Origin of the sequence: Testudinibacter aquarius (genome assembly GCF_004342725.1) — a bacterium.
In the GTDB taxonomy this organism is placed as follows: Bacteria; Pseudomonadota; Gammaproteobacteria; order Enterobacterales; family Pasteurellaceae; genus Chelonobacter; species Chelonobacter aquarius.
In genome coordinates this window covers 1-23477 of record NZ_SMCP01000016.1, presented here as the reverse complement: position 1 = coordinate 23477, position 23477 = coordinate 1, and the positions used below count along the sequence as shown (strand labels likewise).

The 23477-nt window shown below is 44.2% G+C and carries 22 protein-coding genes, 1 tRNA gene and 2 pseudogenes; 4 read left to right on the top strand and 21 right to left on the bottom strand.

What is annotated here, in order from left to right; genetic code table 11:
• Positions 1 to 17 precede the first annotated feature (17 nt).
• The 18 genes and pseudogenes from EDC16_RS12290 to orn form a co-directional block, all read right to left on the bottom strand.
• Positions 18 to 965, bottom strand: coding sequence for a tagatose 1,6-diphosphate aldolase (locus tag EDC16_RS12290; RefSeq protein ID WP_132968147.1), 948 nt, complete (start codon positions 963 to 965; stop codon positions 18 to 20).
• A 12-nt stretch (positions 966 to 977) separates the two neighbouring features.
• Positions 978 to 1415, bottom strand: coding sequence for a PTS galactosamine/N-acetylgalactosamine transporter subunit IIA (gene agaF, locus EDC16_RS12285; RefSeq protein ID WP_132968146.1), 438 nt, complete (start codon positions 1413 to 1415; stop codon positions 978 to 980).
• A gap of 56 nt (positions 1416 to 1471) precedes the next feature.
• Positions 1472 to 2320 carry a PTS N-acetylgalactosamine transporter subunit IID gene (gene agaE, locus EDC16_RS12280; RefSeq protein ID WP_132968145.1) on the bottom strand — a complete coding sequence of 283 codons (849 nt, stop codon included), beginning with the start codon at positions 2318 to 2320 and terminating at the stop codon, positions 1472 to 1474.
• Positions 2310 to 3083, bottom strand: a complete 774-nt coding sequence (gene agaW / locus EDC16_RS12275) for a PTS N-acetylgalactosamine transporter subunit IIC (RefSeq protein ID WP_132968144.1) — start codon at positions 3081 to 3083, stop codon at positions 2310 to 2312. Before agaW ends, agaE begins: the two co-directional genes overlap by 11 nt.
• 11 nt (positions 3084 to 3094) lie before the next feature.
• Complete coding sequence (agaV, locus tag EDC16_RS12270) at positions 3095 to 3571, bottom strand: PTS N-acetylgalactosamine transporter subunit IIB (RefSeq protein WP_132968143.1); 477 nt, start codon at positions 3569 to 3571, stop codon at positions 3095 to 3097.
• 26 nt (positions 3572 to 3597) lie between these two features.
• A complete protein-coding gene (locus tag EDC16_RS12265; RefSeq protein ID WP_132968142.1) occupies positions 3598 to 4758 on the bottom strand; it encodes an SIS domain-containing protein in 1161 nt (386 codons plus the stop codon).
• Between the two features lie 89 nt (positions 4759 to 4847).
• Positions 4848 to 5621 carry a transcriptional repressor AgaR gene (agaR, locus tag EDC16_RS12260; protein WP_132968141.1) on the bottom strand — a complete coding sequence of 258 codons (774 nt, stop codon included), beginning with the start codon at positions 5619 to 5621 and terminating at the stop codon, positions 4848 to 4850.
• 218 nt (positions 5622 to 5839) lie between these two features.
• Positions 5840 to 7204, bottom strand: a complete 1365-nt coding sequence (hflX, locus tag EDC16_RS12255) for a ribosome rescue GTPase HflX (protein WP_416069083.1) — start codon at positions 7202 to 7204, stop codon at positions 5840 to 5842.
• A 19-nt stretch (positions 7205 to 7223) separates the two neighbouring features.
• Complete coding sequence (hfq, locus tag EDC16_RS12250) at positions 7224 to 7499, bottom strand: RNA chaperone Hfq (RefSeq protein WP_132968140.1); 276 nt, start codon at positions 7497 to 7499, stop codon at positions 7224 to 7226.
• A gap of 148 nt (positions 7500 to 7647) precedes the next feature.
• Complete coding sequence (gene miaA / locus EDC16_RS12245) at positions 7648 to 8559, bottom strand: tRNA (adenosine(37)-N6)-dimethylallyltransferase MiaA (RefSeq protein ID WP_132968161.1); 912 nt, start codon at positions 8557 to 8559, stop codon at positions 7648 to 7650.
• Between the two features lie 49 nt (positions 8560 to 8608).
• Positions 8609 to 10474: a DNA mismatch repair endonuclease MutL gene (mutL, locus tag EDC16_RS12240; protein ID WP_132968139.1), complete on the bottom strand. Its 1866-nt coding sequence runs from the start codon at positions 10472 to 10474 to the stop codon at positions 8609 to 8611.
• A gap of 240 nt (positions 10475 to 10714) precedes the next feature.
• Positions 10715 to 11383: pseudogene (locus EDC16_RS12875) on the bottom strand (N-acetylmuramoyl-L-alanine amidase); the annotation flags it as partial.
• Between the two features lie 156 nt (positions 11384 to 11539).
• Positions 11540 to 11899, bottom strand: a pseudogene (locus EDC16_RS12870) (AMIN domain-containing protein); the annotation flags it as partial.
• A gap of 54 nt (positions 11900 to 11953) precedes the next feature.
• Entirely contained in the window at positions 11954 to 12451 is a 498-nt protein-coding gene (gene tsaE, locus EDC16_RS12230) for a tRNA (adenosine(37)-N6)-threonylcarbamoyltransferase complex ATPase subunit type 1 TsaE (RefSeq protein ID WP_132968137.1), read from the bottom strand.
• Between the two features lie 143 nt (positions 12452 to 12594).
• A tRNA-Gly gene (locus EDC16_RS12225) sits at positions 12595 to 12670 on the bottom strand.
• A gap of 190 nt (positions 12671 to 12860) precedes the next feature.
• Entirely contained in the window at positions 12861 to 14075 is a 1215-nt protein-coding gene (locus tag EDC16_RS12220) for an aromatic amino acid transporter (RefSeq protein WP_132968160.1), read from the bottom strand.
• Positions 14076 to 14173: 98 nt separating this feature from the next.
• The gene (gene tnaA / locus EDC16_RS12215; protein ID WP_132968136.1) at positions 14174 to 15592 is read right to left on the bottom strand and encodes a tryptophanase; all 1419 of its coding nucleotides are present in this window, start codon (positions 15590 to 15592) and stop codon (positions 14174 to 14176) included.
• A gap of 343 nt (positions 15593 to 15935) precedes the next feature.
• Positions 15936 to 16484, bottom strand: a complete 549-nt coding sequence (gene orn, locus EDC16_RS12210; protein ID WP_132968135.1) for an oligoribonuclease — start codon at positions 16482 to 16484, stop codon at positions 15936 to 15938.
• A 72-nt stretch (positions 16485 to 16556) separates the two neighbouring features.
• On the opposite strand from orn, the gene rsgA reads away from it, so the two are divergent.
• From rsgA to crr, 4 genes are all read left to right on the top strand, one after another.
• Entirely contained in the window at positions 16557 to 17615 is a 1059-nt protein-coding gene (gene rsgA, locus EDC16_RS12205; protein ID WP_132968134.1) for a small ribosomal subunit biogenesis GTPase RsgA, read from the top strand.
• A 315-nt stretch (positions 17616 to 17930) separates the two neighbouring features.
• On the top strand, positions 17931 to 18188 hold the full coding sequence (gene ptsH / locus EDC16_RS12200) for a phosphocarrier protein Hpr (protein WP_034613710.1): 258 nt from the start codon (positions 17931 to 17933) through the stop codon (positions 18186 to 18188).
• A 122-nt stretch (positions 18189 to 18310) separates the two neighbouring features.
• Positions 18311 to 20038, top strand: a complete 1728-nt coding sequence (gene ptsI, locus EDC16_RS12195) for a phosphoenolpyruvate-protein phosphotransferase PtsI (RefSeq protein WP_132968133.1) — start codon at positions 18311 to 18313, stop codon at positions 20036 to 20038.
• A 68-nt stretch (positions 20039 to 20106) separates the two neighbouring features.
• Positions 20107 to 20607 carry a PTS glucose transporter subunit IIA gene (gene crr / locus EDC16_RS12190; protein WP_132968132.1) on the top strand — a complete coding sequence of 167 codons (501 nt, stop codon included), beginning with the start codon at positions 20107 to 20109 and terminating at the stop codon, positions 20605 to 20607.
• A gap of 67 nt (positions 20608 to 20674) precedes the next feature.
• Here the strand turns inward: crr and arcA are convergent, their stop codons facing one another.
• The 3 genes from arcA to EDC16_RS12775 all read right to left on the bottom strand — a co-directional run.
• A complete protein-coding gene (arcA, locus tag EDC16_RS12185) occupies positions 20675 to 21388 on the bottom strand; it encodes a two-component system response regulator ArcA (RefSeq protein ID WP_132968131.1) in 714 nt (237 codons plus the stop codon).
• A gap of 249 nt (positions 21389 to 21637) precedes the next feature.
• Positions 21638 to 23227 carry a peptide chain release factor 3 gene (gene prfC, locus EDC16_RS12180; RefSeq protein ID WP_132968130.1) on the bottom strand — a complete coding sequence of 530 codons (1590 nt, stop codon included), beginning with the start codon at positions 23225 to 23227 and terminating at the stop codon, positions 21638 to 21640.
• A 65-nt stretch (positions 23228 to 23292) separates the two neighbouring features.
• Positions 23293 to 23477, bottom strand: a 185-nt coding sequence (locus tag EDC16_RS12775; protein WP_208857797.1) for a hypothetical protein, incomplete at its 5' end; no start/stop codon positions are given.

The following is a 23477-nucleotide window of genomic DNA, read 5'->3' as shown; positions in this document are numbered from 1 at the left end:
TTTTTTCTCCTTGTTATTTAAAATGAAATCGGGGTGGCGTTTTGCTGCAACACCTCATCCAATTCTTGGATATTTTGCATGCCTTGAGTTTTCAACCATTCGATTGAGGCAGCTTTACCTTGTGCTTTGTAGATTTTGGCACCGTCTGCCCAAGTGGCACGACCGCATAACACGCCGTTGTAATGGGAGCCGGCTTGTTTGGCGAAAACCAGTGTTTGTTGGAACAGTTCAGCGGAGACCCCGGCGCTGAGGAAGATAAACGGCAGCGGTGACACCGCACTTTGCTCGGCAAAATAAGCAGCGGCTTCAGCTTGGCTGTAAAGCACTTCGTCTTTGGCATAGCCTTCGACATATTTCATGTTGACCGGCACTTCGACTTTGAACACATCCACGCCATATTTGGGATCGGCATAGCTGCGCATCGCTTCGATGACTTTGCGGGGTTTCAGTTTGGCAAAGGCTTTTTCATCTTCGATGTTAGCGTCATAGGTTAAAATTTCTAAGAACAGCGGCATCTCTTCCGCTTTGCATTCAGAGGCGATACGCTCGACAAAGGCTTTTTTGCGATCATTAATGCAATCCGGTTCGTCCACGTCGACATACAGCAGCAATTTGACGGCATCCGCGCCCTTCTCTTTTAAGCGCAATACGGAAATATCGTCGATTAAATCGGGGAAACGCCCGACAGTGGTTTTGTCGTAGCCGGTTTTTTCATACGCCATCATTAAACCGGATTCGTTGTCTCTGGCAGTGGCGGCTGACCAGCCGAATTCGGGATCTAATAAGATTGAGGAAGCATACGGGGTTAAAATCTGGGAAACCAGGGTTTTGAATTCACTAATTTGTTGTGGGGTGATATCATCGCCTAACATCCGTTTCAGGGCGCCGCGCTGATCAATCGCCAGTGCACTGATGATACCTTGTTGATTACAAATTTTTTTTAAGCGTTCGATTCTTTTTGACATAATAACTGTTCCTTAAATTCCGTCTTCTGGTTGCGCAGCCTGTGGTTTGCTTTGGTTTAATTCATCACTGAGTTTGGTGATCCCTTGTTTGCCGCTATTTAATGCTAAGTTCACTAAGTCGGAAAATGCCAATTCATCTTTTTCCATACTGCATTCAATCAGCATTTGCAGATTGCTGCCGGTGATCACTTCAGCGATCGCTAAGTCTTGCGTAATTAATGCGGCGGTTCTGAAAGGCGAGCCGCCAAGGATATCGCAGCAAAACAGTACGCCGCGGGTATGATTCAATTGTTCAAGTGCGGTCAGAATATCTTGTTTCAGCTGGGCGGGGCTTTTACTCTCCGGAAAATCAATAAAAGCGATATTATCCTGTTCCCCGATAATTTGATTGACGGCATATTGGATACCGGAAGCAAAACGACCGTGTCCCAGTACAATAATACTAATCATGTAAAACTCCTTAAAAGCAGTTGGGGACAATCCCCCAACCAAGGTCGATATTATTGTTACAGCAAACCGGCAAAGCGTCCGATAATACCCATGGCAACAGTTAGAATAATCAGGCGTAGTGGCGACCAACCTCGTTTAACCAGATAGTACATTAACAAGGTATATACCAGTGGCAGGAATGCCGGCATCAATTTGTCGATCACATCAGCTTGCACTTTCACCACGGCATCACCAGCGGTGATTTCCAAGGTAGTGTTGAAGCGGATGTAGGTTGCCACTAAAGCACCGATAACGGTCATCCCCACAATTGAGGCGGCATGTCCGACTTTCTTAGTGTTGGCTTTAATCACCGGAATGGCAGCGACCCCCATGAGGTAGGAGTAGTGCGCCAAACCGAAGCGTAAACCAAAGTGTACGATATTAAACACCACGAAGAAGAAAACTGCGCCCATAATCGAGCCTTGCAATGCCAAACTGGCGCCGATACCACCACAAATCGGCAACAAGGTCAGCCAGAACATGGCATCGCCGATACCGCCCAATGGTGCACCAACTGCGATTTTGGTACTTTGGATACTATTGACGTTCTGTTTGGAACGTTCCATTGCCAAAATAATTCCCATCACGAAGGTGACCAAGAACGGGTGAGTATTGAAGAAGCCCAGATTCCCTTTCATGGATTTGCTTAAATCTGCTTTATTGGTATGGATTTTTTTCAGTGACGGCGCTAGCCCGTATAACCATCCTGCCGCCTGCATTCTTTCATAGTTGAACGAGGCTTGCAGCAACAGTGAACGCCATGCCATGACATTGATGTCATGTTTTGTCAGTTCGGCACCGATGCTTTGATCTTCATAGACATCGTCATTTTGTGCCGCTGTTTGAGTATTCAGTTTAGATTCCATCTTCAAACTCCTGTTTTTTAACTTCAACGGTTTCAGTGCCTTTACGCATATAGTCGATAATTGCCATTGCAGTCGCAGCAGCAGCGATTGCCAAGACCGGCAATTGCAGCCAAGCGGCAGCGACAAATCCTAAAATAAAGTATGGGATATAGACGTTTTTCATCATGATTTTCATCAAGACGGCAAATCCGATAGCCGGCATGATTCCGCCTGCAACGCCCAGGCCGTCGATGACTTCTTTCGGTAACATTTCGATAATTTTACCGGCGTGTTCCGCACCGAAGTAAACCGGTAGGAAAGCACAGAAGAAATAGAACGTTCCCAATACCAACAAGCCGAAGTAATTGACGTAATCGATGCCTTTCAGATTGGCTTCTTCCGCCATTTTGTCAACGCGTGACATCACTGCGGACATGACCGAGAATAGGAACGTGATCCCCATTTGCACGGCGATGGCAAACGGCACAGCAACCCCGACGGCAACCTTTGGATCGGTTTTGGTGGTGATCGCAAAGGTTGCGCCGACCACAGTACCGATGATAACGTTTGGTGGTTGGGCGCCGGCGAGTGGTGCCAAGCCCATCCATACCAATTCTAATGTACCGCCAACCAAGATGCCGGTTTGTAAATCGCCAAGGACTAATCCGACGATCGGTCCGAGTACCACCGGACGGTGGAAGTGGGTTAAGCCGTTATAGAGATCGAGACCTGCTATAAAAGCAATGATGCCGAGGAGAATTGATTGTAGCAATCCAATTTCCATGGTGTGCCTCCTTATTTGAGTAGTTTAAATAGATCTATGGATTCTTCAGTTGGAACGCCTTGGATATAGCATTCCACCCCAAGCTGCTGAAGCCTTTTAAATGCTGCGGCATCTTGTGAATCCACCGATACCGTTTTATAAATTTGTTGTTTGCCTTCGGCAAAGTGCATATTGCCGACATTAATTTTTTTCACCGGTACGCCGCCCTCGACCAATTTCAGGAAGTCGGAAGGACTGCGGCAAACCAACAGAATTTTTTGTCGATCGGCGGCACGGTGAATATTGTCAATCACTTTTTGTAATGGCCAAAAGCGCACGTCGATTCCGTCGGCCAGCACCATTTCCATCAGATTCTGCTGCATTTCATCTTCGGCCACTTCATCGTTAGCCACCAGCACCAGATTTGCGCCGGCAAAACCGACCCACTGCACGCCGACTTGACCGTGAATCAGTCTTTCATCGATACGACTTAATACAATATTAGGCATAATTTCTCCTGAGCTGCAAAGAGCGGTTAAGGTTGATAAGGGTGAATGATAACGCCTTGCACCACCCGATTCACTTCGCCGCTCGGGCAAGGATTATCGGTGGTGTGACCGCTTAACAAAGAGCGGTAGAACGAAAACATCTGGGCAAAAACCACATAAGGGAATGCCAACGCAAGATCGGTTTCATCGGCTAGTCCGTCCAAACAAAATTGCAGATGCTGCGGCAGTGCCGGCTCCGGCTTACTGGTCAGAATCAGCAATTCTTTTACTTTCTGATCGCGTAAAATTTCTTGGCAAAGATCGATATCATATTGACGGGTATACGGGTTATTTGACAGATATACGATCACAATAGTCTGATTGTTGATAATCGATTTAGGCCCGTGGCGGAAACCCAGTGGCGTGTCGTACATGGCGACCACTTCGCCGGCGGTTAATTCAAGTAACTTAAGGGCGGATTCTTGCGCTAAGCCCTTGAAACCACCACTGCCGAGATAAACAATCCGTTCAACCTCTTGTGCTGCAATGGTTTTAATCCGTTTGTGCTGCTGTTGGATAAACTGGGTTGTGGTGTTGATCACTTGCTTAACTAACGTCGGGGCAAAGTGCGGTTGCAAGAAGATAATTGCCGTGGCTAGCGTCATTGACGAGAAGCTGGAAGTCATTGCAAAGCCGTTATCATTGGTTTGTGGCGGCAGTGCTAGTGCATAAACATTATCGCAGTGATGATAATCTTGATAGAGCTTGCCGTGTTGATTACAGGTGATGATTAAATGGTAACTGTGTTTCACCACTTGGTTGACCAATTGTACTGCTGTGGCACTTTCCGGGCTGTTGCCGGAGCGGGCAAATGAAATCAGTAACGTCGGTGTATCAGAGTCCAGATATTGATAGGGGTTAGAAACCAAATCAGTGGTGGCAATGGCAGCAGCTTGATGTTTGGTCAATTGGTTGAAAAACGGCACTAATACCTCACCAGAAAAGGCGGAAGTACCGGCGCCGGTCAAAATGATGCGTAAGGCTTTTTTCTCAAAGAGTGGTGCGAGAAAATGGTCAATAGCTTGGCGTTGGTTATCGATCAGCGCCATTGTTTGTTGCCAGCAATCCGGTTGCTGGCAGATCTCTTTTGCAGTCCAAAACGCTTGAGCTTGTTCAAGTAATTCTGTTTTCAGACCCAAATATTCCATGATAACTCCTTAATTGATTAGACATAAATTGATGTCGTGTCTGGTAAGGGGCCAGCCATGGTGTTGAGAAAAGTATTTACTGCTTAGCGCTATTTTGTATCAGCTAAGATAACCTCGACGCCTTGATCCTGAAAAGCCTGTAAATATTCTTGCGGAATGCCGCTGTCGGTAATCAGCATATCAATTCCGCTGAACTCGCGAATCACATGAAAGCTGCGTTTACCAAATTTACTGGAATCGGTCACTACGATGATTTGTGTTGAAATATCACACATCAGACGATTTAAATTCGCCTCTTGCTCATTATGCGTGGTAATCCCGACTTTTAAATCATAGCCGTCTACGCCTAAAAATACCTTGTCAAAAAAATAGTTTTCTAAACTCTTCTCTGCAGAAATTCCGGAAAAAGAGAGCGCATTTTTTCTTAAGATCCCACCGGGCATACGAACCTGAACGCCATCGGCACTCACCAGTTCCATCGCTACATCCAAACCGCTGGTCATTACTACCACATCATTGAGATGCTGCATATTTGCCGCAATTTCTTTGGTGGTGGTACCGGAATCCAGAATAATCGATTGCCCGTTTTGAATCTGTTTCACCGCAGCTTGCCCGATTAAACTTTTGACATCGGCATGCTGGCTGCGTTTCTCTTTTATGGATAATTCATGCATGATCCGGTTATTAGGCAAAGCAAAGCCGTGTGAACGCAGTAGATAGCCCTGTTTTTCCAGATAACTCAAATCACTGCGAATAGTAACGCTGGATACCGAGCACAGCTGTGCGAGTGCTTCCACTCGAATGCTGCCCTGAGTATTCACAATTTGTACAATTTGCGAGCGTCTTTCCACAGTACTTGTCATTTTCAACCCCTTACGAAAGAATCGAATACGTTTTCGTTTTCTTTCGATTAAATTTTGAATGGCTTCATTTATGAAGTAAAGTGCTTTTTTATAAAAAGTGTACCTAATCACAAATTTGGCTAAAATTTAGCTTGTTTTTGTGATAGTGATAACGTTTTTATCGTGATTTTTAACTGGGCGTGAGTGTAACGAATTTGCCAAATGAAAGCAAAAGAAAATTATTTAATATAGTTTATTAAATCAGGGTAGTGGGCGGTAAGTTGCTGCCATTTATTGCTATCAATTTGTAATGTAATGAAAAATTCACCGTTCTCAGTGATGTTTTCGGTCTGAATGTAGTGGTTTTGATAAAATAAGTGTCTTACTTTTCCTTCCGTTATCGGTAATAGCAATTGTAAACGTAAGATTTGGTTTTCGAGTCGTTGTCGAATCGCTTCCAGCAGTAGATCAATTCCATCACCATGTTGGGCAGAAAGGTAGACCGCACTTGGCTTGTTTTGATCATCATATTCGATATGCGGTGCTACGTTTTCACACTGATCAATCTTATTGAACACCAGCAGCACCGGCACGTTTTCGGCACCGATCTCTTCCAATACCGAGTTCACCGCTTCAATATTCTCTTGACGTCGTTCATCTGAGGCATCAATCACATGTAGCAGTAACGTCGCTTCGGTGGTTTCTTGCAGGGTGGATTTAAAGGATTCGACCAAATCATGCGGCAAATGGCGAATAAAACCGACGGTATCGGCAACAATAGTGGTGCCGACATTGTCGATATTCAGCTTGCGTAGCGTCGGATCGAGTGTAGCAAACAGTTGATCCGCAGCATAAACCTCGGCGGTGGTCAGGGCATTGAATAAGGTGGATTTGCCGGCGTTAGTGTAACCGACCAGTGAAAGTGTCGGAATTTCGGCTTTTTGCCGAGTTCGACGATTGAGATTGCGCTGTTGAGTGACCTTCGCCAGTTTCGCCTGTAATTGGCTTAACCGCACTTTGATCAAGCGACGGTCGGTTTCCAGTTGGGTTTCTCCGGGGCCACGTAAGCCGATACCGCCCTTTTGGCGTTCCAAATGGGTCCAGCCGCGGATTAAACGGGTAGAAATGTGTTTAAGTTGCGCCAATTCAACCTGTAATTTGCCTTCATGGGAACGGGCACGTTGGGCGAAAATATCTAAAATCAACGTGGTACGGTCAATTACCCGACAGCCGCATAAACGTTCTAAATTACGGTTTTGTGCCGCACTGAGGATATGGTTGACCAACACAATGTCGGCATTATGCAGTTTGACCGCTTCTGCCACTTCTTCTGCTTTGCCCTCGCCGAGATAGTATTTGGCTTGTGGCGCAGAGCGAGAAGTAGTCAGTACCTCGACCACATCGACTTGGGCAGACGCCGCCAATTGACGACACTCTTCGATGTTGTCCAGATCTTTTTGCTGTGAGAAAAAAACATGCACCAAAATGGCACGTTCGTTTTCCAGCAACTGCTCCCGAACACCTTTGGCTGCACCGATGGTACAATCGAAAATAGCGCTCTGTTTGGTGTCACTGAGAGCGCTGTTGTTATCATTATCGATCAAATGGTTTGTCCATCAACGGCTATTGGTTGTCGTCGTTTTCGACTTTATTGTCATTCGTCGTTGCAGACGATTGCGAATTATTGTGGTGCGAAATCGAACGAGCCGGCACGACGGTAGAAATCGCATGTTTGTAAACCATTTGACTGACGGTATTTTTTAACAAGATAACAAATTGATCAAATGATTCGATTTGTCCCTGTAATTTGATACCGTTGACCAGATAAATCGACACGGGAATACGCTCACGGCGTAGTGAATTCAAGTAAGGATCTTGTAGGGATTGTCCTTTTGCCATCGTTGGATTCCTCATATTTGTAGTTATAGTGAATTTTTATAATGGTGTACCAAGCGTAATAGGTTGAGCAGGAAATGACGGCTTGGTGTCTTGTCTGTCTCCTGCTTTCAATATAACAATTTTATTTGATAATGTCATCAGGCAGGCGCTAACGGGATGATGTTTCTTGCAAAATCCGGATGATTTTTTGTTTTGCCTGTAAAATATTCAGGCTATCCAGCCAGTGAATTTCAGATTTCCAACCACGCAGCCATGTAATTTGCCGTTTTGCCAGTTGACGGGTAGCGCAGATTCCACGATAAATCATCTCTTTTTGGTCGTAATCACCGCATAAATATTCCCACATTTGGCGATAGCCGACACAGCGGATCGAGGGTAAATCTAAATGGAGATCCTGCCGCTGGTACAACTTTTGTACTTCTTGCTCAAACCCTTGCGCAATCATGTTATGGAAACGTTGTTCGATACGTTGATGCAATACCGCTCGGTCTTGCGGAGCGATGGCAAATTGCAAAATCTGATAAGGCAATTTTTCGCCGGCGGTTTCGGTCAACTCGGTCATGCTTTTGCCGCTGATATAATACACTTCCAACGCACGGTTAATCCGCTGCGGATCATTGGGATGAATGCGTGCCGCCGCAACCGGATCGATTTGCTGCAGTTGTTGGTGCAAATATGCCCAACCTTGTTGTTTGGCAATTTGTTCAATCTCAGACCGCACTTTGTCATCCGCCGCTGGCAATGGTGATAATCCTTCGAGTAAGGCTTTGTAATACAACATCGTACCACCGACCAACAGCGGTATTTTGCCTTGCTGAGTAATTTGCTGCATTTCGCGCAAGGCGTCGTGACGAAAATCGGCAGCGGAATAACTTTCTGCCGGATCTTTAATGTCAATCAAGCGGTGTGGTGCTCGTGCCAGCTCTTGTGGCGTAGGTTTGGCGGTGCCGATATCCATACCACGATAAATCAAGGCGGAATCGACACTGATGACGTCCAGTGGCAGTTGTTGGCGCAATTGAATCGCCAGATCGGTCTTGCCGGAAGCGGTCGGCCCCATTAAAAAAATCGCCGTCGGTTTTGGATTATCAGCGGCGGAGATTTGGCTGTCATTCACTCGGATTTTCCTCGGTTAAATAAGGTTGTAGATCGAGGGGCCGCAGCAAATGTTTAATCTGTTCCGTTTGATTGGTTGCCAGTTGTTCGACAGTAGCAAACTCATTGGCGGCATCAGCCAGCGACTGCATCGGCGTTAAATCGAGACTATCCACTAAGGTTTTGAGAAAATCCTCAAAACGGTCGAGCGGCTGATTCAGTAGGCTCACTAAACAAGTTTGCAAGTTTTGCCGCCGTAACAATGTCGGAACTGCACTCAGGGTCAGGCGGCTTTTTTCTGCATTGCCGTATTGGGTAATTTCAAAACCGCAGCGGGCAAAGTGCGGTTTTTGCTGTTGCCAGTGTCGGGTCTGTTCAGGGCTGAGATGAATCACCAATGGAATCAGCAGCGGCTGAGTTTGAATTTCGTTTTGTGTCAGCGTCAGGCGAAGTTTTGTGCGTTGTAACGCCTTGGCTGAAACAAGGTAAAGCTGTTGCTGTTGCTGTAATAAAATCAATTGCTCGGTGGTTAATAACGTCAGCAAACGCAAATGTGGTGTTTCCGGCTTATCAACTACGGGATGATAACGCGTTTCAGAGGTTGGCTTTTCGTTGTGTAATAAGGCTTGGTAAGCCGTTCCATGTGCTTTGGTATAAGGCGTTTTATAGCGTTCAAAAGGTGGAGTAGCTGCTTTTTGCTGCTCGCGGGGAGTATAGATGGCTGTTGGTTCAGCGACCGCACTTTTTTGTTTTTCAATTTGCGGTTTTTCAATATTAGCGTTTCTATTATTTTGCGTTTCGGCGGCAAAAATATTTTCTCCAGCCGCTGCTCGAGTGGTGTTGGCAGTCGGGTTGCTGGTGTGTTCGCCAAAATCCAATTCAGTTGCTGATTCGAGCGCATGCGATATGCCTTGATGAATAAAATCGTGTACCAGACGGTTTTGGTGGAACCGCACTTCGTGTTTTGCCGGGTGCACATTGACATCCACTTGCGACGGATCCAAATCGATAAACAGCACAAACGCCGGATAGCTTTCGCTGGGGATATGTTCGCCGTAAGCAAGGCGTACCGCGTGGTTGATGGTTTTATCACGCATCATACGACCGTTGACATAGCTGTAATTCAGGTCATTTTGTGGGCGTAACAAACCACTGTCTGCCACCCAGCCATAAAGATGTAAATCATTATGGCGCCAATCAATTTGCAAGGCGTGGTTGACAAAATCCTGCCCGCAAATTGCTGCGAGGCGTTTAATTTTTTGTTGTGGATCGACTGCTTTGCGATAGTGACGCACCACTTTGCCGTTGTGGCTCAGGATAAATGCAGTTTGCGGTTTGACCAGCGCAATTCGGCGGATGACTTCGTCGATATGGTTAAATTCGGTTTTTTCGGTACGAAGAAATTTGCGGCGTGCCGGCGTATTAAAAAATAGGTTTGCCACATTGACAGTAGTGCCAACTGGGTGGGCGGCAGGTTGTATCGTTGTTTCCATCTCCCGACCTTGTGCAAAAACCTGCCATGCTTCCGCTTGTTGCGGCGGGCGAGAGGTCAAGGTCAAGCGTGAGACCGAGCTGATACTGGCAAGGGCTTCGCCGCGAAAACCTAAACTTAAAATGGCTTCCAGATCTTCTAAGGTACTGATCTTACTGGTAGCGTGACGAGATAAAGCTAATCCCAGTTCTGCTTTTGCAATGCCAAAACCATTGTCACGAATACGGATCAGCCCGGCGCCGCCATTTTCAATTTCGATGTGAATCTCGTCAGCACCGGCGTCTAAACTGTTTTCAACCAGCTCTTTCACCACCGAAGCCGGACGCTCTACCACTTCGCCGGCGGCGATCTGATTGGTGAGTTGTGGCGAAAGAATTTGAATCGGCATGGCTATTTCACTCTTTTCGGTTTAGTCGCGCAGTTTAATTTTCTGCCCAACACGCACATTATCATTGTTTAAGTTATTCAAACGGCGTAATTCACGCAGCTTTATATTATATTTGATCGAAATGGCACCCAAGGTTTCGTTGTTTTTCACGGTATGGTAAGCCGGCGTATTGCTGCTGACCGCACTTTTACCGCTGCTGGAGGCGCTTTTACTATTGATGGCTTCACCGCTACTGTTGTAATAATCAATTAAACCGAGATAGATGGCATTGGCAATCTGGCGGCGATAAGCCGGCGTGGCTAATTTATTCTCTTCTTCATGGTTGGATAAAAAACCGGTTTCGACCAACACCGAAGGAATATCCGGTGAGCGCAACACGCCGAGGCTCGCATGTTGTGGTACATTTTTACTCAATTTGGCAAAACGTCCGAAACGTTTCAAAATGGATTGACCCAGTTGGTAACCAGCCCGTTGTGAATGCCCGAATTGCAGATCCAATACGGTTTGGTTCAAGTATTTCTCGTCATGAGAAGCCAGCACATTACCAGCGCCGCCGAGCAGTTCTGATTGCTTTTCGTGATCTTCCAACCAGCGTCCCATTTCGCTGCTGGCGCGTTTGTTTGATAACACCCAAACCGAAGCGCCACGCAGTGACGAAGAACCGTTGGAGTCGGCATGGATTGAAATCAAATAATTCGCTTTGTTTTTACGTGCAATTTCAGAACGGTCAGGCACTGAAATGTAATAGTCGCCGGTGCGGGTCAACACACTTCTAAAACGGGCATCTTTATCGAGTAGCGCTTTTAACTCTTTCGCAATTTGTAAAGTGACATTTTTTTCACGCAGCCCTAAACCGGTGCCAATAGCGCCCGGATCTTTCCCGCCGTGCCCGGCATCAATCGCAATGATAAAGACTCCACTGCGTGAAGCAGAACTGCGGACGGACTTATTGTTATTGCTGCTGGTATTCTTGTTTGTTGCTTTGGTGCTTGTCGATTTGGCAGCCGGTTTATTCGGTGACGCAGTTGTGGTTTTGCCGACTGGATTATCCAGTGACAGGATGATTTTTTTACCGTTATTTTGAAATTTGAAATTGCTTTGTTGACTAAGCTCTAAAACCACCCGCAGGGTTGAAGAGCGTGGTGGATTGCTGGTGCGCAAATTGGTTGCAACACTGCCACTGATTTTTTTCGGCAGCAGATTGGCATGACTTTGGCTGTTGGCAAAATCGATGACTAAGCGTTCCGGATTTTGCAGTGTGAAATAGCTGTATTTGGTTGCCAACGAGAAAGAAAATTCGATCTTGGTACTTTTAGCCGCATTTTTGACCTCAATTGAGGTCAACGTGCCGGCATTGGCGGCAAAACTGATTAAACCCAATAATAATGTTAACAGGTAGGTTAAAAATAAAGCGGTTTTTTTCATTCTATGATCTTTCGTCAGGTCGTTTTATGTTCAAGCCGTCTATTTTCCGTAGTTTTACGGCAGTTGGCAAATAATTTGTTGCGCAATAGCGCTGTGTGCAGTCAGAGATAATTCTCGTCCTTGTGCCAGATAGCTCAGACGCAGGCTGAGATCGGCTGTTGGGATCATGCCACCGCCTTTATCCGGCCATTCCAATAACAGCAACGAGCCGGATTGGAAGTAATCGCGAATACCCATAAATTCTAGCTCCTCAGGATCCGCCAAACGATAAAGATCGAAATGATAGATGGCTGCTGTTGCCAAATGATACTCTTCCACTAAGGTATAGGTCGGGCTTTTTACATTGCCGCTGTGCCCCATTGCCTGAATTATACCACGGCTGAAGGTGGTTTTCCCTGCACCCAGATCGCCATATAGATAGACAACAAAACCGTTGTTTTGTTCTAGTGCGCTAGATTGTGTCAGTAGATGGCTTAAATGAGCGGCAAACTCAAGTAATTGCGCTTCATTATCGAATTGGGTGGTGTAAGTTGGGTTGTGCAATAACGGCATAGCAGATAATAGATATTATATAAGTGGTGAATCGGAATGTTAATCATAGAGGAATTTGAGTGGCAATGCACGATCAAAACCGCACTTTTGCTGCAAGTAGTGTTTAAAATAGATAATATAGAAAAAAGAGTTATTTGAAAATTTGGAGCGGGAAACGAGACTCGAACTCGCGACCCCAACCTTGGCAAGGTTGTGCTCTACCAACTGAGCTATTCCCGCATTTAAGATAGGTACTGACGTTATCAGTGGGGTGCATTATACAAAAAAATAATTTGCCTGCAAGCCCAAATTTAAAAAAAAGTTTTTGATTGATGGAAATTAAGGCATTTTACTTGAAAAACCGTGAGCGATAGCAAAATGCCTTATTAGGGGTTGTTGATGTTTGATAATCCAAAACGCTTATAGGGCATTATCCGAGGTAATTCGGTAATTTGCCAAGCATCGCCAAAACATGGAACACCGCGACCAACAGCCCGAATAACATTACCAAATAGATAGTGACCTTGCCACCTTTTACCTTAAAACCGCTGTCTTCAGGATGCAATTGACGCGATTTTCTGGCGAGCAGTGCCGGTGTCATGCAAGTCCAAATGGTTGCGACAGCGCCGGCATAGCCGATGACCATCACAAATCCGAACGGAAACAGTAATGACATGATCAATGGCGGCAGAAAGGTCAGTAGCCAAGTTTTGCTTCGCCCTTTACGGCTGTTGTCGAATTGGAAAAAATCTGCCAAAAAATCGAATAATCCCAGTCCAACGCCGATAAATGAGGAGAGAATTGCCGCCATCGAGAATACATGGATTGCATGGCTGACTTGTTGCGAGTCGATGACCGCACTTAGGGCGTTTAATAAAGCGTCGACGTTGCCGCCTTGTGCAATCACCGGCGCAAATTGATCGCGCGGTAAATTGCCAAAAATGCTGAACAGCCAAAGCGCATAAAATCCAAGTGCGATCAGCGTGCCACCCAGAATCGCTTTTTGTGCTTTTCGCTCTTCACCATAATGAATTCGCATTGAGGCAACCGAGTGGTGGTAACCAAAGGAGGTCAGTGCGACCGGCAGTAATACCATTAAATAACGGGCGTATTCGCTGTCGTGGCTATAGCGGTCAAATAAGATATTGAGATCAATATGCAGCGACATGCCGGAAATGCTGAAAACGAAGCTGAGAATCATAAACGCGATTAACACAACTGAGATACGGCTGACAGCTTTGGTGGAATACCACACAAAAGCTGAGAAGATGAGCACGAATAAAACCGCAGCTATATTGGAGGAGATATCCAGTAGTTGTGCGATGATTAGACCCGAGGAGGTGGTGTAGGCGTATAGTAAAATACAGCCGACAAAATACACCGCTAAATTATTGATAAAATTAATTTCTTTACCTAATAAATCGCGGGTGGCGCTGTCAAAAGAGGCTCGGATATCATAGTGCTGAAAGGCTTCTAGCAGCAGCCAACCGGATATTGTCATGACTAACATGGTCAGGGTAATTGCGATTAATGACCAAATTGTCCAAGCTCCGGCGCCAGCGCTGGGTAAGCCCAGCATGCCGGCACCGACACAAACGCTGGCAATAACACAAGAACCGCCGATTAAAGAAGGTTGTTTTTTCATGTGTAACACTCCATAAACGCAAGAATCGGGTGAAAGTGCGGTCTGATTGCTGCGCTGACCGCACTTTATCGAATAAAACAGGTTATCAATCAATCGATTCAATCAACCTCTTTTAGGCGTGCGGTAAAGTGTCGCAGAATCGGTGGTTCATATACAAATTCTAACCCTTTAATATTATGGATATTTTCTTTTATTTTTTGAAATGCTTCAATAATAAAATCCATATGTGTTTGGGTGTAGGTTGCACGGGGAATCGTCAGCCGCAGCAGCTCTGCCGGACAAGGGTGCTGCTTACCAGTTTGCGGATCGCGTCCCAGCAAAAGCGAGCCGATTTCTACGGCTCTTATGCCAGCGGTTTTATACAGTTCACATGCTAAAGCATGGGCGGGGAATTGCTCTGCCGGGATATGCGGTAACAATTTTCCGGCATCGACAAAAGCAGCGTGTCCACCGGCTTGCTGGCAATAAATGCCGACGGCTTGCAAGCCGTCCACCAGATATTGCACTTGTTGGATTCGATAGGCGAGCCAGTCTTGGCGCATACCATCTACCAAGCCGACAGCAAGCCGCTCCATGGCGCCACCCTCCAAGCCGCCGTAAGTCGGAAACCCTTCTTGCAGCACACACAAAGTACGACATTCGGTATAGACATCTAGCAGGCTGTCGTCTTTGAAACACAGCAAACCGCCGATTTGTACCATGGCATCTTTTTTGGCAGACATTGCCAGAATATCGGCGTATTTATAAGCCTCGTAGGTGATCTGCTCTATGCTCCAATCGGCATAAGCAGCTTCACGCTGTTGAATAAAATAGGCGTTTTCAGCAAAACGGGCAGAGTCCATCACCACCGGAATTTGGTATTTCTGTGCAATTTCATAGGCACCTTTCAAGTTAGCGAGTGAAACCGGCTGTCCGCCGGCAGAGTTGCAAGTGATGGTGCTGACGATATAGGGGATATTTTCGGCACCGATTTCGATAATCGCTTGCTCCAGTTTAGCAAGGTCAAAATTGCCTTTAAAATCTTCATAAACATCAGTATTAAATGCATTGGCACAATAAATGTTTTTCGCGACACAGCGATTGATCTGGGTATGACCTTGAGTGGTGTCGAAAAAATAATTTGAGAGAGCTACCATGCTATCCGGCTTACCGCCCTTTTCACGTTCTCTTTTACGGATCAACACCGGAATATAAAGCTGTTCAGCACCACGTCCTTGATGGGTCGGAATCGTATGCTGATACCCAAAAATCTGTTTAACGGTGGCGGCTAGCGTGTGGTAACTGCGACTGCCGCTGTAGGCTTCGTCTCCGCGCAGCATGGCTGCTTGCATATTTTGTGTGATGGCGCCGGTACCGCTATCGGTCAATAAATCAATAAAAATATCTTCGCTGTCCAATAAAAACGGGTTCATGCCGGCATTTAAAATCGCTTGTTCGCGGTATTCGCGACTGGTGGTTTTCACCGGTTCAATCACGCGGATACGAAACGGTTCAGGTAAATGTTTAAAATGATTCATAATAATGATCCTTTTTTAGAATAAAGTAAGCCCTTATTTGTTGAGTTAACAAATAAAGGATGTGCAATGGCGCCAAATTAATCTTGACGTATGTTGAAGAGAAAAGGATATTTATCCGAATCGTCGTTATGGAAACGGGTAGGCAAGTTTGTGATCTTGATTAAACCAAGTCTTTAATGTGAAGGTTAAGATTTTCATATTTATTTCCCAAAATAAGTGGTGAAAATTACGAAAAATCAGTTATTGAGTATTCACAGAAAAGCGCTTTTGTCACGATGAAAATAACAGCAATGAGAACTGGCTCACAAAATAAAGTTAGATTATTTTGTGAGCAAAAGAGAGATTACGCTAAATTGATAAAGTGCTGCCGATAGTACGCCAGTTCGGCGATGGATTCACGAATGTCATCCAGAGCCAGATGGGTATTTTGTTTTTTAAACCCGTCTAAAACGCTAGGTTTCCAACGTGCGGCAAGTTCTTTGAGTGTGCTGACATCTAAATAGCGGTAATGAAAATAATCTGCTAATTCAGGCATATAGTTAAATAAAAAACGTTTATCCTGCGCTACGCTGTTGCCACAAATTGGTGAACAGTGCTTCGGCACCCATTTTTTTAAAAAGTCCAAGGTACGTAACTCGGCGGCACGTTCGGTCAGCTTGCTTTCTTTCACCCGTTGTACCAAGCCGTTGGCGGTGTGGGTTTTGACACACCAGTCACTCATGGCGGCGAGCTGTTGCTCGGACTGATGAATTGCCAGCACCGGCCCTTCGGCGAGGATGTTCAAATCCTTATCGGTGATAATGGTGGCGATTTCAATGATCCGCTCTTTTTCAGGATCTAAGCCGGTCATTTCTAAATCGATCCAAATCAGATTTTGTTTATCTAATTGCATAATATAAGGTATCCTAATGATTCAAATTCAGGCGTTATTCTAGCGTAAAAATAATCAGGGGTAATAAATTTTTTGAGCAAACAAAAGTTAACCAAAAACCAGAAACGCAGGATCCAATCCAACAAGCAGAAAACGTTGAGTGAATATCAACAACGTAAAAAAGAAAAACGGGATAGCGTGGAATGGCAAGATGAAATGCTGGGCGAGATTCAGCAAGGGCGGGTGATCTCACGTTATGCGCTGCATGCGGATATTGAAGGTCATAATCGAGAGGTTTTTCGCTGTAATCTACGCCGTACAGTCAGTAATTTAGTAGTTGGTGATTATGTGTTGTGGCGTGCCGGGCACCAGCAGCTGCAAGGCATTAGCGGCGTGGTCGAGGCAGTGCAGCCACGTAAAAATGTGCTGTCGCGCCCAGATTATTACGATGGCATTAAATTGATTGCCGCTAATATTGATAAAATTTTTATTGTGTCAGCCATGTTACCGCATTTTTCCAGCAATATCATTGACCGTTATTTGGTGGTTTGTGAAAGTTTAGGTATCGAACCGATTCTGGTATTGAATAAAGTAGATTTATGCGAGGAAAATGAGCGACAAGAAGTTGAACAACTTTTTGATATCTATCGTAATATTGGTTATCAAGTGTTGATGTTGTCAACACAGTCCGGTGAGAATATGATTCAATTTACTGAGTTGGTGAGTCAAGGATGTGCCATTTTTGTCGGGCAATCCGGTGTCGGAAAATCCAGTTTGTTGAACTACTTGGAACCGCACTTAGGATTACCCATCGGCGCGGTGAGTGAAAATTCCGGTTTGGGACAACATACCACTACGGTTTCGCGTTTGATCCGTTTAAAGTGCGGTGGCGAGGTGATTGATTCCCCCGGCATTCGTGAATTTGGTGTATGGCACTTGGATAGTAATACTATCACCAATGGATATCGTGAGTTTCAGCCCTATTTGGGCGGTTGTAAATTTCGCGATTGTAAGCACTTGGATGATCCTGGTTGCATGCTGCAACAAGCTGTCGAGCAGGGGAAAATCCACCCGCTACGTTTCGAGAATTACCATCGTCTGATTGTAGCGTTGGACGAGAATAAAGCCGGGCGGCATTTTGTGACAAACTAAGGTTTGAGGGCGGTTTTTAGCGGGCAGAAAGGGCGTTAATATAGTGTTTAAATTCGTTTATAAAATGTGAAATCTGTTCGTTTTTTGAACTTATTTTAATAAAAAATGTGCGATAACTCATATTTTTTCCAGTTATGGCTTGATTATTTAAGTGGAATATTGATACTAACCCCACTAATTATTTTAATCGGTAAAATAATTATGAAAAAATTGTAATAATGGTGATATTCGGTAGGTATTTTCGTATGCTACTTGTAATTGTTACCAACATGTTGATTTATATTCAATGTTATTCATCTCTATAAGGAAATCACTATGTACTCAAAAGAAGTTACCATCACAGCTCCAAATGGCCTGCATACTCGTCCAGCTGCTCAATTTGTTAAAGAAGCCAAAGCTTTTGCTTCGGATATTACAGTAACTTCCAATGGCAAAAGTTCAAGCGCAAAAAGCTTATTTAAACTGCAAACCCTGGGACTGGTGCAAGGCACTGTGATCACTATCAGCGCTGAAGGGGAAGATGAAGAGAAAGCGGTTGAACATTTAGTCGCATTGATTCCAACCTTAGAATAAGAAACCATTTGATCTTTCACCGTATAACTAGGTGAAAACGCATGGCTGCAATCAAACGTAATATGAACAGCGAATAGTTGGACTATTCGCTTCGGCAATTTTATCCAAGAAAAGGTTTTATTATGATTTCAGGTATTTTGGCTTCACCAGGGATTGTCTTCGGAAAGGCGTTGGTTTTAAAAGAAGAAGAAATTGTGTTAAATACAAAATCCATTGCTGAATCTCAAATCGACGCTGAAATTCAGCGCTTTTATACCGGTCGCGAAAGTGCGGTAGAACAGTTGACGGCAATTAAAGAGAAAGCGACCAGAACACTCGGCGAAGAAAAAGGCGCTATTTTTGACGGTCATTTGATGATTCTGGAAGACGAAGAGCTGGAAGAAGAGATTATTGCGTTGATTCGTGATGAGCAAATGACGGCTGATTTTGCGGCAAGCAGCGTGATTGATCAACAAGTTTCGATGTTGGCAGAAATTGACGATGAGTATTTAAAAGAGCGGGCTGGCGATATTCGTGATATCGGTAACCGCTTGATAAAAAATATTTTGGGTATGCATATTATTGATTTAGGTGAAATCAATCAAGAGGTTATCTTAGTTGCCAATGATTTGACGCCGTCTGAAACCGCACAGCTGAACTTGGATAAAGTATTGGGGTTCATCACTGATATCGGTGGTCGTACTTCACATACTTCGATTATGGCTCGCTCCTTAGAGCTTCCGGCGATTGTAGGAACCAATATTGCCACCAAGTCCATTGTCAGCGGTGATATGTTGATTTTGGATGCCGTGAATAACCAAGTGCTGGTTAATCCTACGCAAAACGAGCTGGAAAACGTAAAAAATTTACAACAGCAGCTTGCCGCAGAAAAAACCGAATTGGCAAAATTGAAAGATTTGCCGGCATTGACATTAGATGAACATCGGGTAGAAGTTTGCGCAAATATTGGTACCATTCGTGATATTGACGGTGCTCACCGTAACGGTGCTGAAGGTGTCGGGCTATACCGCACAGAATTCCTATTTATGGATCGCGATCAATTGCCCAGCGAAGAAGAGCAATTTCAGGCTTATAAAGAAGTCGTAGAAGCGATGGAAGGTAAATTAGTGGTATTACGCACCATGGATATTGGTGGTGATAAAGAGCTACCTTACCTCAATCTACCAAAAGAGATGAACCCATTCTTGGGCTGGCGTGCAATTCGGATTGCTTTGGATAAACGTGAGATTCTGAATGCACAATTAAGAGCGGTTTTACGCGCTTCGGCTTTTGGCCAATTAGCCGTGATGTTCCCGATGATTATTTCAGTGGAAGAAATCAGAATCTTAAAAGCGGTGGTGGCAGAGCTAAAACAAGAGTTGCGCAACGAAGGCAAAGCATTTGATGAAAATATTCAAATCGGGGTGATGGTCGAAACACCATCTGCGGCCGTCAATGCTAAGTTCTTGGCAAAAGAAGTCGATTTCTTCAGTATCGGCACCAATGATTTAACTCAGTATACCTTAGCGGTTGATCGTGGTAATGAGTTGATCTCCCATTTATACAATCCAATGACACCGTCAGTATTGAATTTGATTAAACAAGTCATTGATGCTTCTCATGCGGAAGGCAAATGGACCGGTATGTGCGGTGAGCTTGCCGGGGACGAAAATGCAACATTGCTGCTGCTTGGTATGGGACTTGATGAGTTTAGCATGAGTGCAATTTCAGTACCAAGAATCAAGAAATTGATTCGTAGTGTCAATTTTAAAGATGTGCAACGTTTGGCTGAAGAAGTACTGGAACAGCCGACAGCGGCAGGCATCGAAGCAAAAGTTTCTGCTTTTTTAACCGAAAATGGCTTAAACTAGATACAAATTAAGAAATTTCGGGTAACATAATACTGATGTTTTGATGGATTTAATGAGGAGAATGTAAAATGGGTTTATTTGATAAACTGTTCGGTTCAAAAGACAATAAAGGGGCTGAGGTTGAAATTTATGCACCGTTGTCTGGTGAAATTGTCAATATCGAAGATGTGCCGGATGTTGTTTTTTCTGAAAAAATCGTAGGTGACGGTATTGCTATCCGTCCAATTGGAAATAAAATTGTTGCGCCGATTGATGGAGTGATTGGTAAAATTTTTGAAACCAACCACGCATTTTCAATGGAGTCCAGAGAAGGCGTTGAATTATTTGTTCACTTTGGTATCGACACTGTTGAGCTTAAAGGCGAAGGATTTGTCCGTATTGCTGAAGAAGGCCAGGAAGTGAAAAAAGGCGACACTATTATTGAGTTCGATTTAGCCCTGTTGGAAGCAAAAGCGAAATCAGTATTAACGCCGGTTGTTATTTCTAACATGGATGAAATCAGCAGTATTGAGAAATCGAGTGGCACGGTTGTATTGGGTGAAACCGTTATCTTGAAACTAAAAAAATAAGCTGATTGACATTGTGAAAAAACCGAGTTAATTCTCGGTTTTTTTATATCTAAAGTGCGGTCTGAGTTTATTCCAATTCACCGCAGAAACGATAGCCTTCGCCGTGAATCGTTGCAATAATTTCCGGTGTATCTGGATTGGCTTCGAAATGTTTTCGAATACGCCGAATGGTCACATCTACTGTTCTATCATGCGGTTTGAGTTCACGTCCTGTCATTTTTTTCAACAAATCATCACGGGTTTGAATTTTTCCTGGATTTTCACAAAAGTGTAACAAGGCACGAAATTCGCTGCGCGGTAGTTTGTTATTTTCGCCTTCAGGAGAAATTAAAGTGCGACTATTAATGTCTAATATCCAGCCATTAAAACGATATTGATCAACATGTTCGTGAGAAACTGGCTGATCTTTTTCTGACATAGTACGTTGCAGTAGATTTCTGGCTCGAATAGCGAGTTCACGCGGATTAAATGGTTTGGTAATATAGTCGTCAGCACCGATTTCCAATCCTAAAATTTTATCGACTTCATTATCACGTCCGGTCAGAAACATCAGTGCAGTATTGGCGCTTTCACGTAGTTCGCGTGCCAGCATCAGCCCGTTTTTTCCGGGTAAATTGATATCCATCACCACCAAATTGACGGAGTGGCTAGATAGAATCGTATGCATTTTATTACCATCAGAGGCTTCCATCACTTCGTAGCCTTCGGCTTCGAAAATATTTTTTAGCGTGTTGCGGGTAACTGCTTCATCTTCGACGATAAGGATTTTAGGAATACGCATTTATTTTTACCTATAAAATCACAAGGACTATAAACTGTCTTATGGCATTCAATTTTTAAGACAGCGAATTTTACTTTTGATAAACAAAATAAAATATTAATTGCAGAATTGCAACGTAACTATAACATAAAGAAAATAAAAAGCGCACCATTCTCAACTAAAGTTTGACTTAGGTCATCATTTCTTGCTGCATTGATGCCCAAAACAGTTAAAAATAAGTATTAAAATGATGCGATATGTTCTCAAATATTAATGTTCTTTGGTTTTGAAGAATTGAACGTCAGGATACCGCTCTTGCGCTAAATTTAAGTTTACCATGGTTGGGGCGATATAAGTCAGATTATCGCTGCCGTCTAAGGCTAAATTTTGTTCGTTTTTACGCTTAAATTCTTCAAATTTTTTTACATCAGCACATTCAACCCAACGCGCGGTAGAAACATTGACTGTTTCATAAATAGCCTCTACGTTGTATTCGCTTTTCAGGCGGGCAACGACTACATCAAACTGTAATACGCCGACAGCACCGACAATTAAATCATTGTTCATCAACGGGCGGAACACCTGCACAGCCCCCTCTTCCGAAAGTTGCACCAATCCTTTCAACAATTGTTTTTGCTTTAACGGATCCCGTAAGCGGATACGACGGAACAGTTCTGGCGCAAAATTGGGAATGCCACTGAATTTTAATTTTTCACCTTGGGTGAAGGTATCGCCGATTTGAATTGTGCCGTGATTATGCAAACCGATAATATCACCGGCGTAGGCTTCTTCGGCGTGACTGCGATCACCAGCCATAAACGTTAGCGCATCAGAAATAACCACATCTTTGCCGATTCGCACATGGTGCATTTTCATGCCTTTTTCGTATTTTCCGGAGACAATCCGCATAAAAGCAACTCGATCTCGGTGTTTGGGATCCATATTGGCTTGAATTTTAAACACAAATCCGCTTAATTTATCTTCTGCAGGGGAAACATCACGCAGATCGGCGTGTCGCTGTTGTGGACGGGGAGCCCACTGCGTTAAGCCGTCCAGCATGTGATCCACCCCAAAATTACCCAATGCGGTGCCAAAAAAGACCGGTGTTAGTTGACCTTGTAAAAATAGGTCCAAATCAAATGGGTTGGATGCACCTTGCACCAATTCCAGTTCATCACGTAGTTGCTGGGCTAAATCACTGCCGACCGCACTTTCCAATTCAGGATTATCCAAGCCTTTGATAGTGCGGACTGTTTGGATAGTATGACCTTGACCGGTTTGATAAAGATAGGTTTCATCATTATAAAGATGATAAACTCCTCTAAATAATTTACCACAGCCGATAGGCCAAGTGATAGGCGCACAATGAATGTTCAACACGTTTTCGACTTCATCTAAGAGTTCCATCGGATCTCGAATATCACGGTCGAGTTTATTCATAAAGGTTAAAATCGGTGTATCGCGTAAACGCGTGACTTCCATCAATTTAATGGTTCGTTCTTCCACCCCTTTGGCGGAATCAATCACCATCAAACAACTGTCAACCGCAGTCAAAGTGCGGTAAGTGTCTTCCGAAAAGTCTTCATGTCCGGGGGTGTCAAGTAAATTGACTAAGCAATTGTTATAAGGAAATTGCATTACAGAAGTTGTGATTGAAATGCCGCGTTGTTTTTCCATCTCCATCCAGTCAGATTTTGCATGTTGACCGGAGCCGCGTCCTTTCACAGTACCGGCAGTCTGAATCGCTTCTCCGTAAAGTAGAACTTTTTCAGTGATGGTGGTTTTACCCGCATCGGGGTGTGAGATAATCGCAAAAGTGCGGCGCTTATCGACTTGCTGTGGATATGGATTTAATGACATTGTATGTAAATAGGCTCTAATAAATGAATAAATGGTTAAGGCTAGTATTGTCGCTGATCTGTTGCCTAAAAACAATGAATCATTATAGCAGTAGAAATAAAGGCTATGATCGATATTAAAATATAGATAAAAAATAATTTTTGCCCAGACTTGGTATAAAAAACCATCGCTTGATAAAAAACAGAAAAAAAGTGAGAAAAAGGGGTTGCAAAGAATTTCTGAATGTCTATAATGCGCACCTCACAACGAC

Bases quoted from the DNA above. Each gene is read 5' to 3' on its own strand.
- agaW (WP_132968144.1), bottom strand. From the start codon at position 3,083: ATGGAAATTGGATTGCTACAATCAATTCTCCTCGGCATCATTGCTTTT.
- agaF (WP_132968146.1), bottom strand. From the start codon at position 1,415: ATGATTAGTATTATTGTACTGGGACACGGTCGTTTTGCTTCCGGTATC.
- prfC (WP_132968130.1), bottom strand. From the start codon at position 23,227: ATGTCATTAAATCCATATCCACAGCAAGTCGATAAGCGCCGCACTTTT.
- crr (WP_132968132.1), top strand. From the start codon at position 20,107: ATGGGTTTATTTGATAAACTGTTCGGTTCAAAAGACAATAAAGGGGCT.
- miaA (WP_132968161.1), bottom strand. From the start codon at position 8,559: ATGGGGCCGACCGCTTCCGGCAAGACCGATCTGGCGATTCAATTGCGC.
- ptsH (WP_034613710.1), top strand. From the start codon at position 17,931: ATGTACTCAAAAGAAGTTACCATCACAGCTCCAAATGGCCTGCATACT.
- tnaA (WP_132968136.1), bottom strand. From the start codon at position 15,592: ATGAATCATTTTAAACATTTACCTGAACCGTTTCGTATCCGCGTGATT.
- ptsI (WP_132968133.1), top strand. From the start codon at position 18,311: ATGATTTCAGGTATTTTGGCTTCACCAGGGATTGTCTTCGGAAAGGCG.
- orn (WP_132968135.1), bottom strand. From the start codon at position 16,484: ATGCAATTAGATAAACAAAATCTGATTTGGATCGATTTAGAAATGACC.
- hfq (WP_132968140.1), bottom strand. From the start codon at position 7,499: ATGGCAAAAGGACAATCCCTACAAGATCCTTACTTGAATTCACTACGC.
- agaR (WP_132968141.1), bottom strand. From the start codon at position 5,621: ATGACAAGTACTGTGGAAAGACGCTCGCAAATTGTACAAATTGTGAAT.
- EDC16_RS12265 (WP_132968142.1), bottom strand. From the start codon at position 4,758: ATGGAATATTTGGGTCTGAAAACAGAATTACTTGAACAAGCTCAAGCG.
- EDC16_RS12220 (WP_132968160.1), bottom strand. From the start codon at position 14,075: ATGAAAAAACAACCTTCTTTAATCGGCGGTTCTTGTGTTATTGCCAGC.
- agaV (WP_132968143.1), bottom strand. From the start codon at position 3,571: ATGCCTAATATTGTATTAAGTCGTATCGATGAAAGACTGATTCACGGT.
- arcA (WP_132968131.1), bottom strand. From the start codon at position 21,388: ATGCGTATTCCTAAAATCCTTATCGTCGAAGATGAAGCAGTTACCCGC.
- tsaE (WP_132968137.1), bottom strand. From the start codon at position 12,451: ATGCCGTTATTGCACAACCCAACTTACACCACCCAATTCGATAATGAA.
- mutL (WP_132968139.1), bottom strand. From the start codon at position 10,474: ATGCCGATTCAAATTCTTTCGCCACAACTCACCAATCAGATCGCCGCC.
- EDC16_RS12290 (WP_132968147.1), bottom strand. From the start codon at position 965: ATGTCAAAAAGAATCGAACGCTTAAAAAAAATTTGTAATCAACAAGGT.
- agaE (WP_132968145.1), bottom strand. From the start codon at position 2,320: ATGGAATCTAAACTGAATACTCAAACAGCGGCACAAAATGACGATGTC.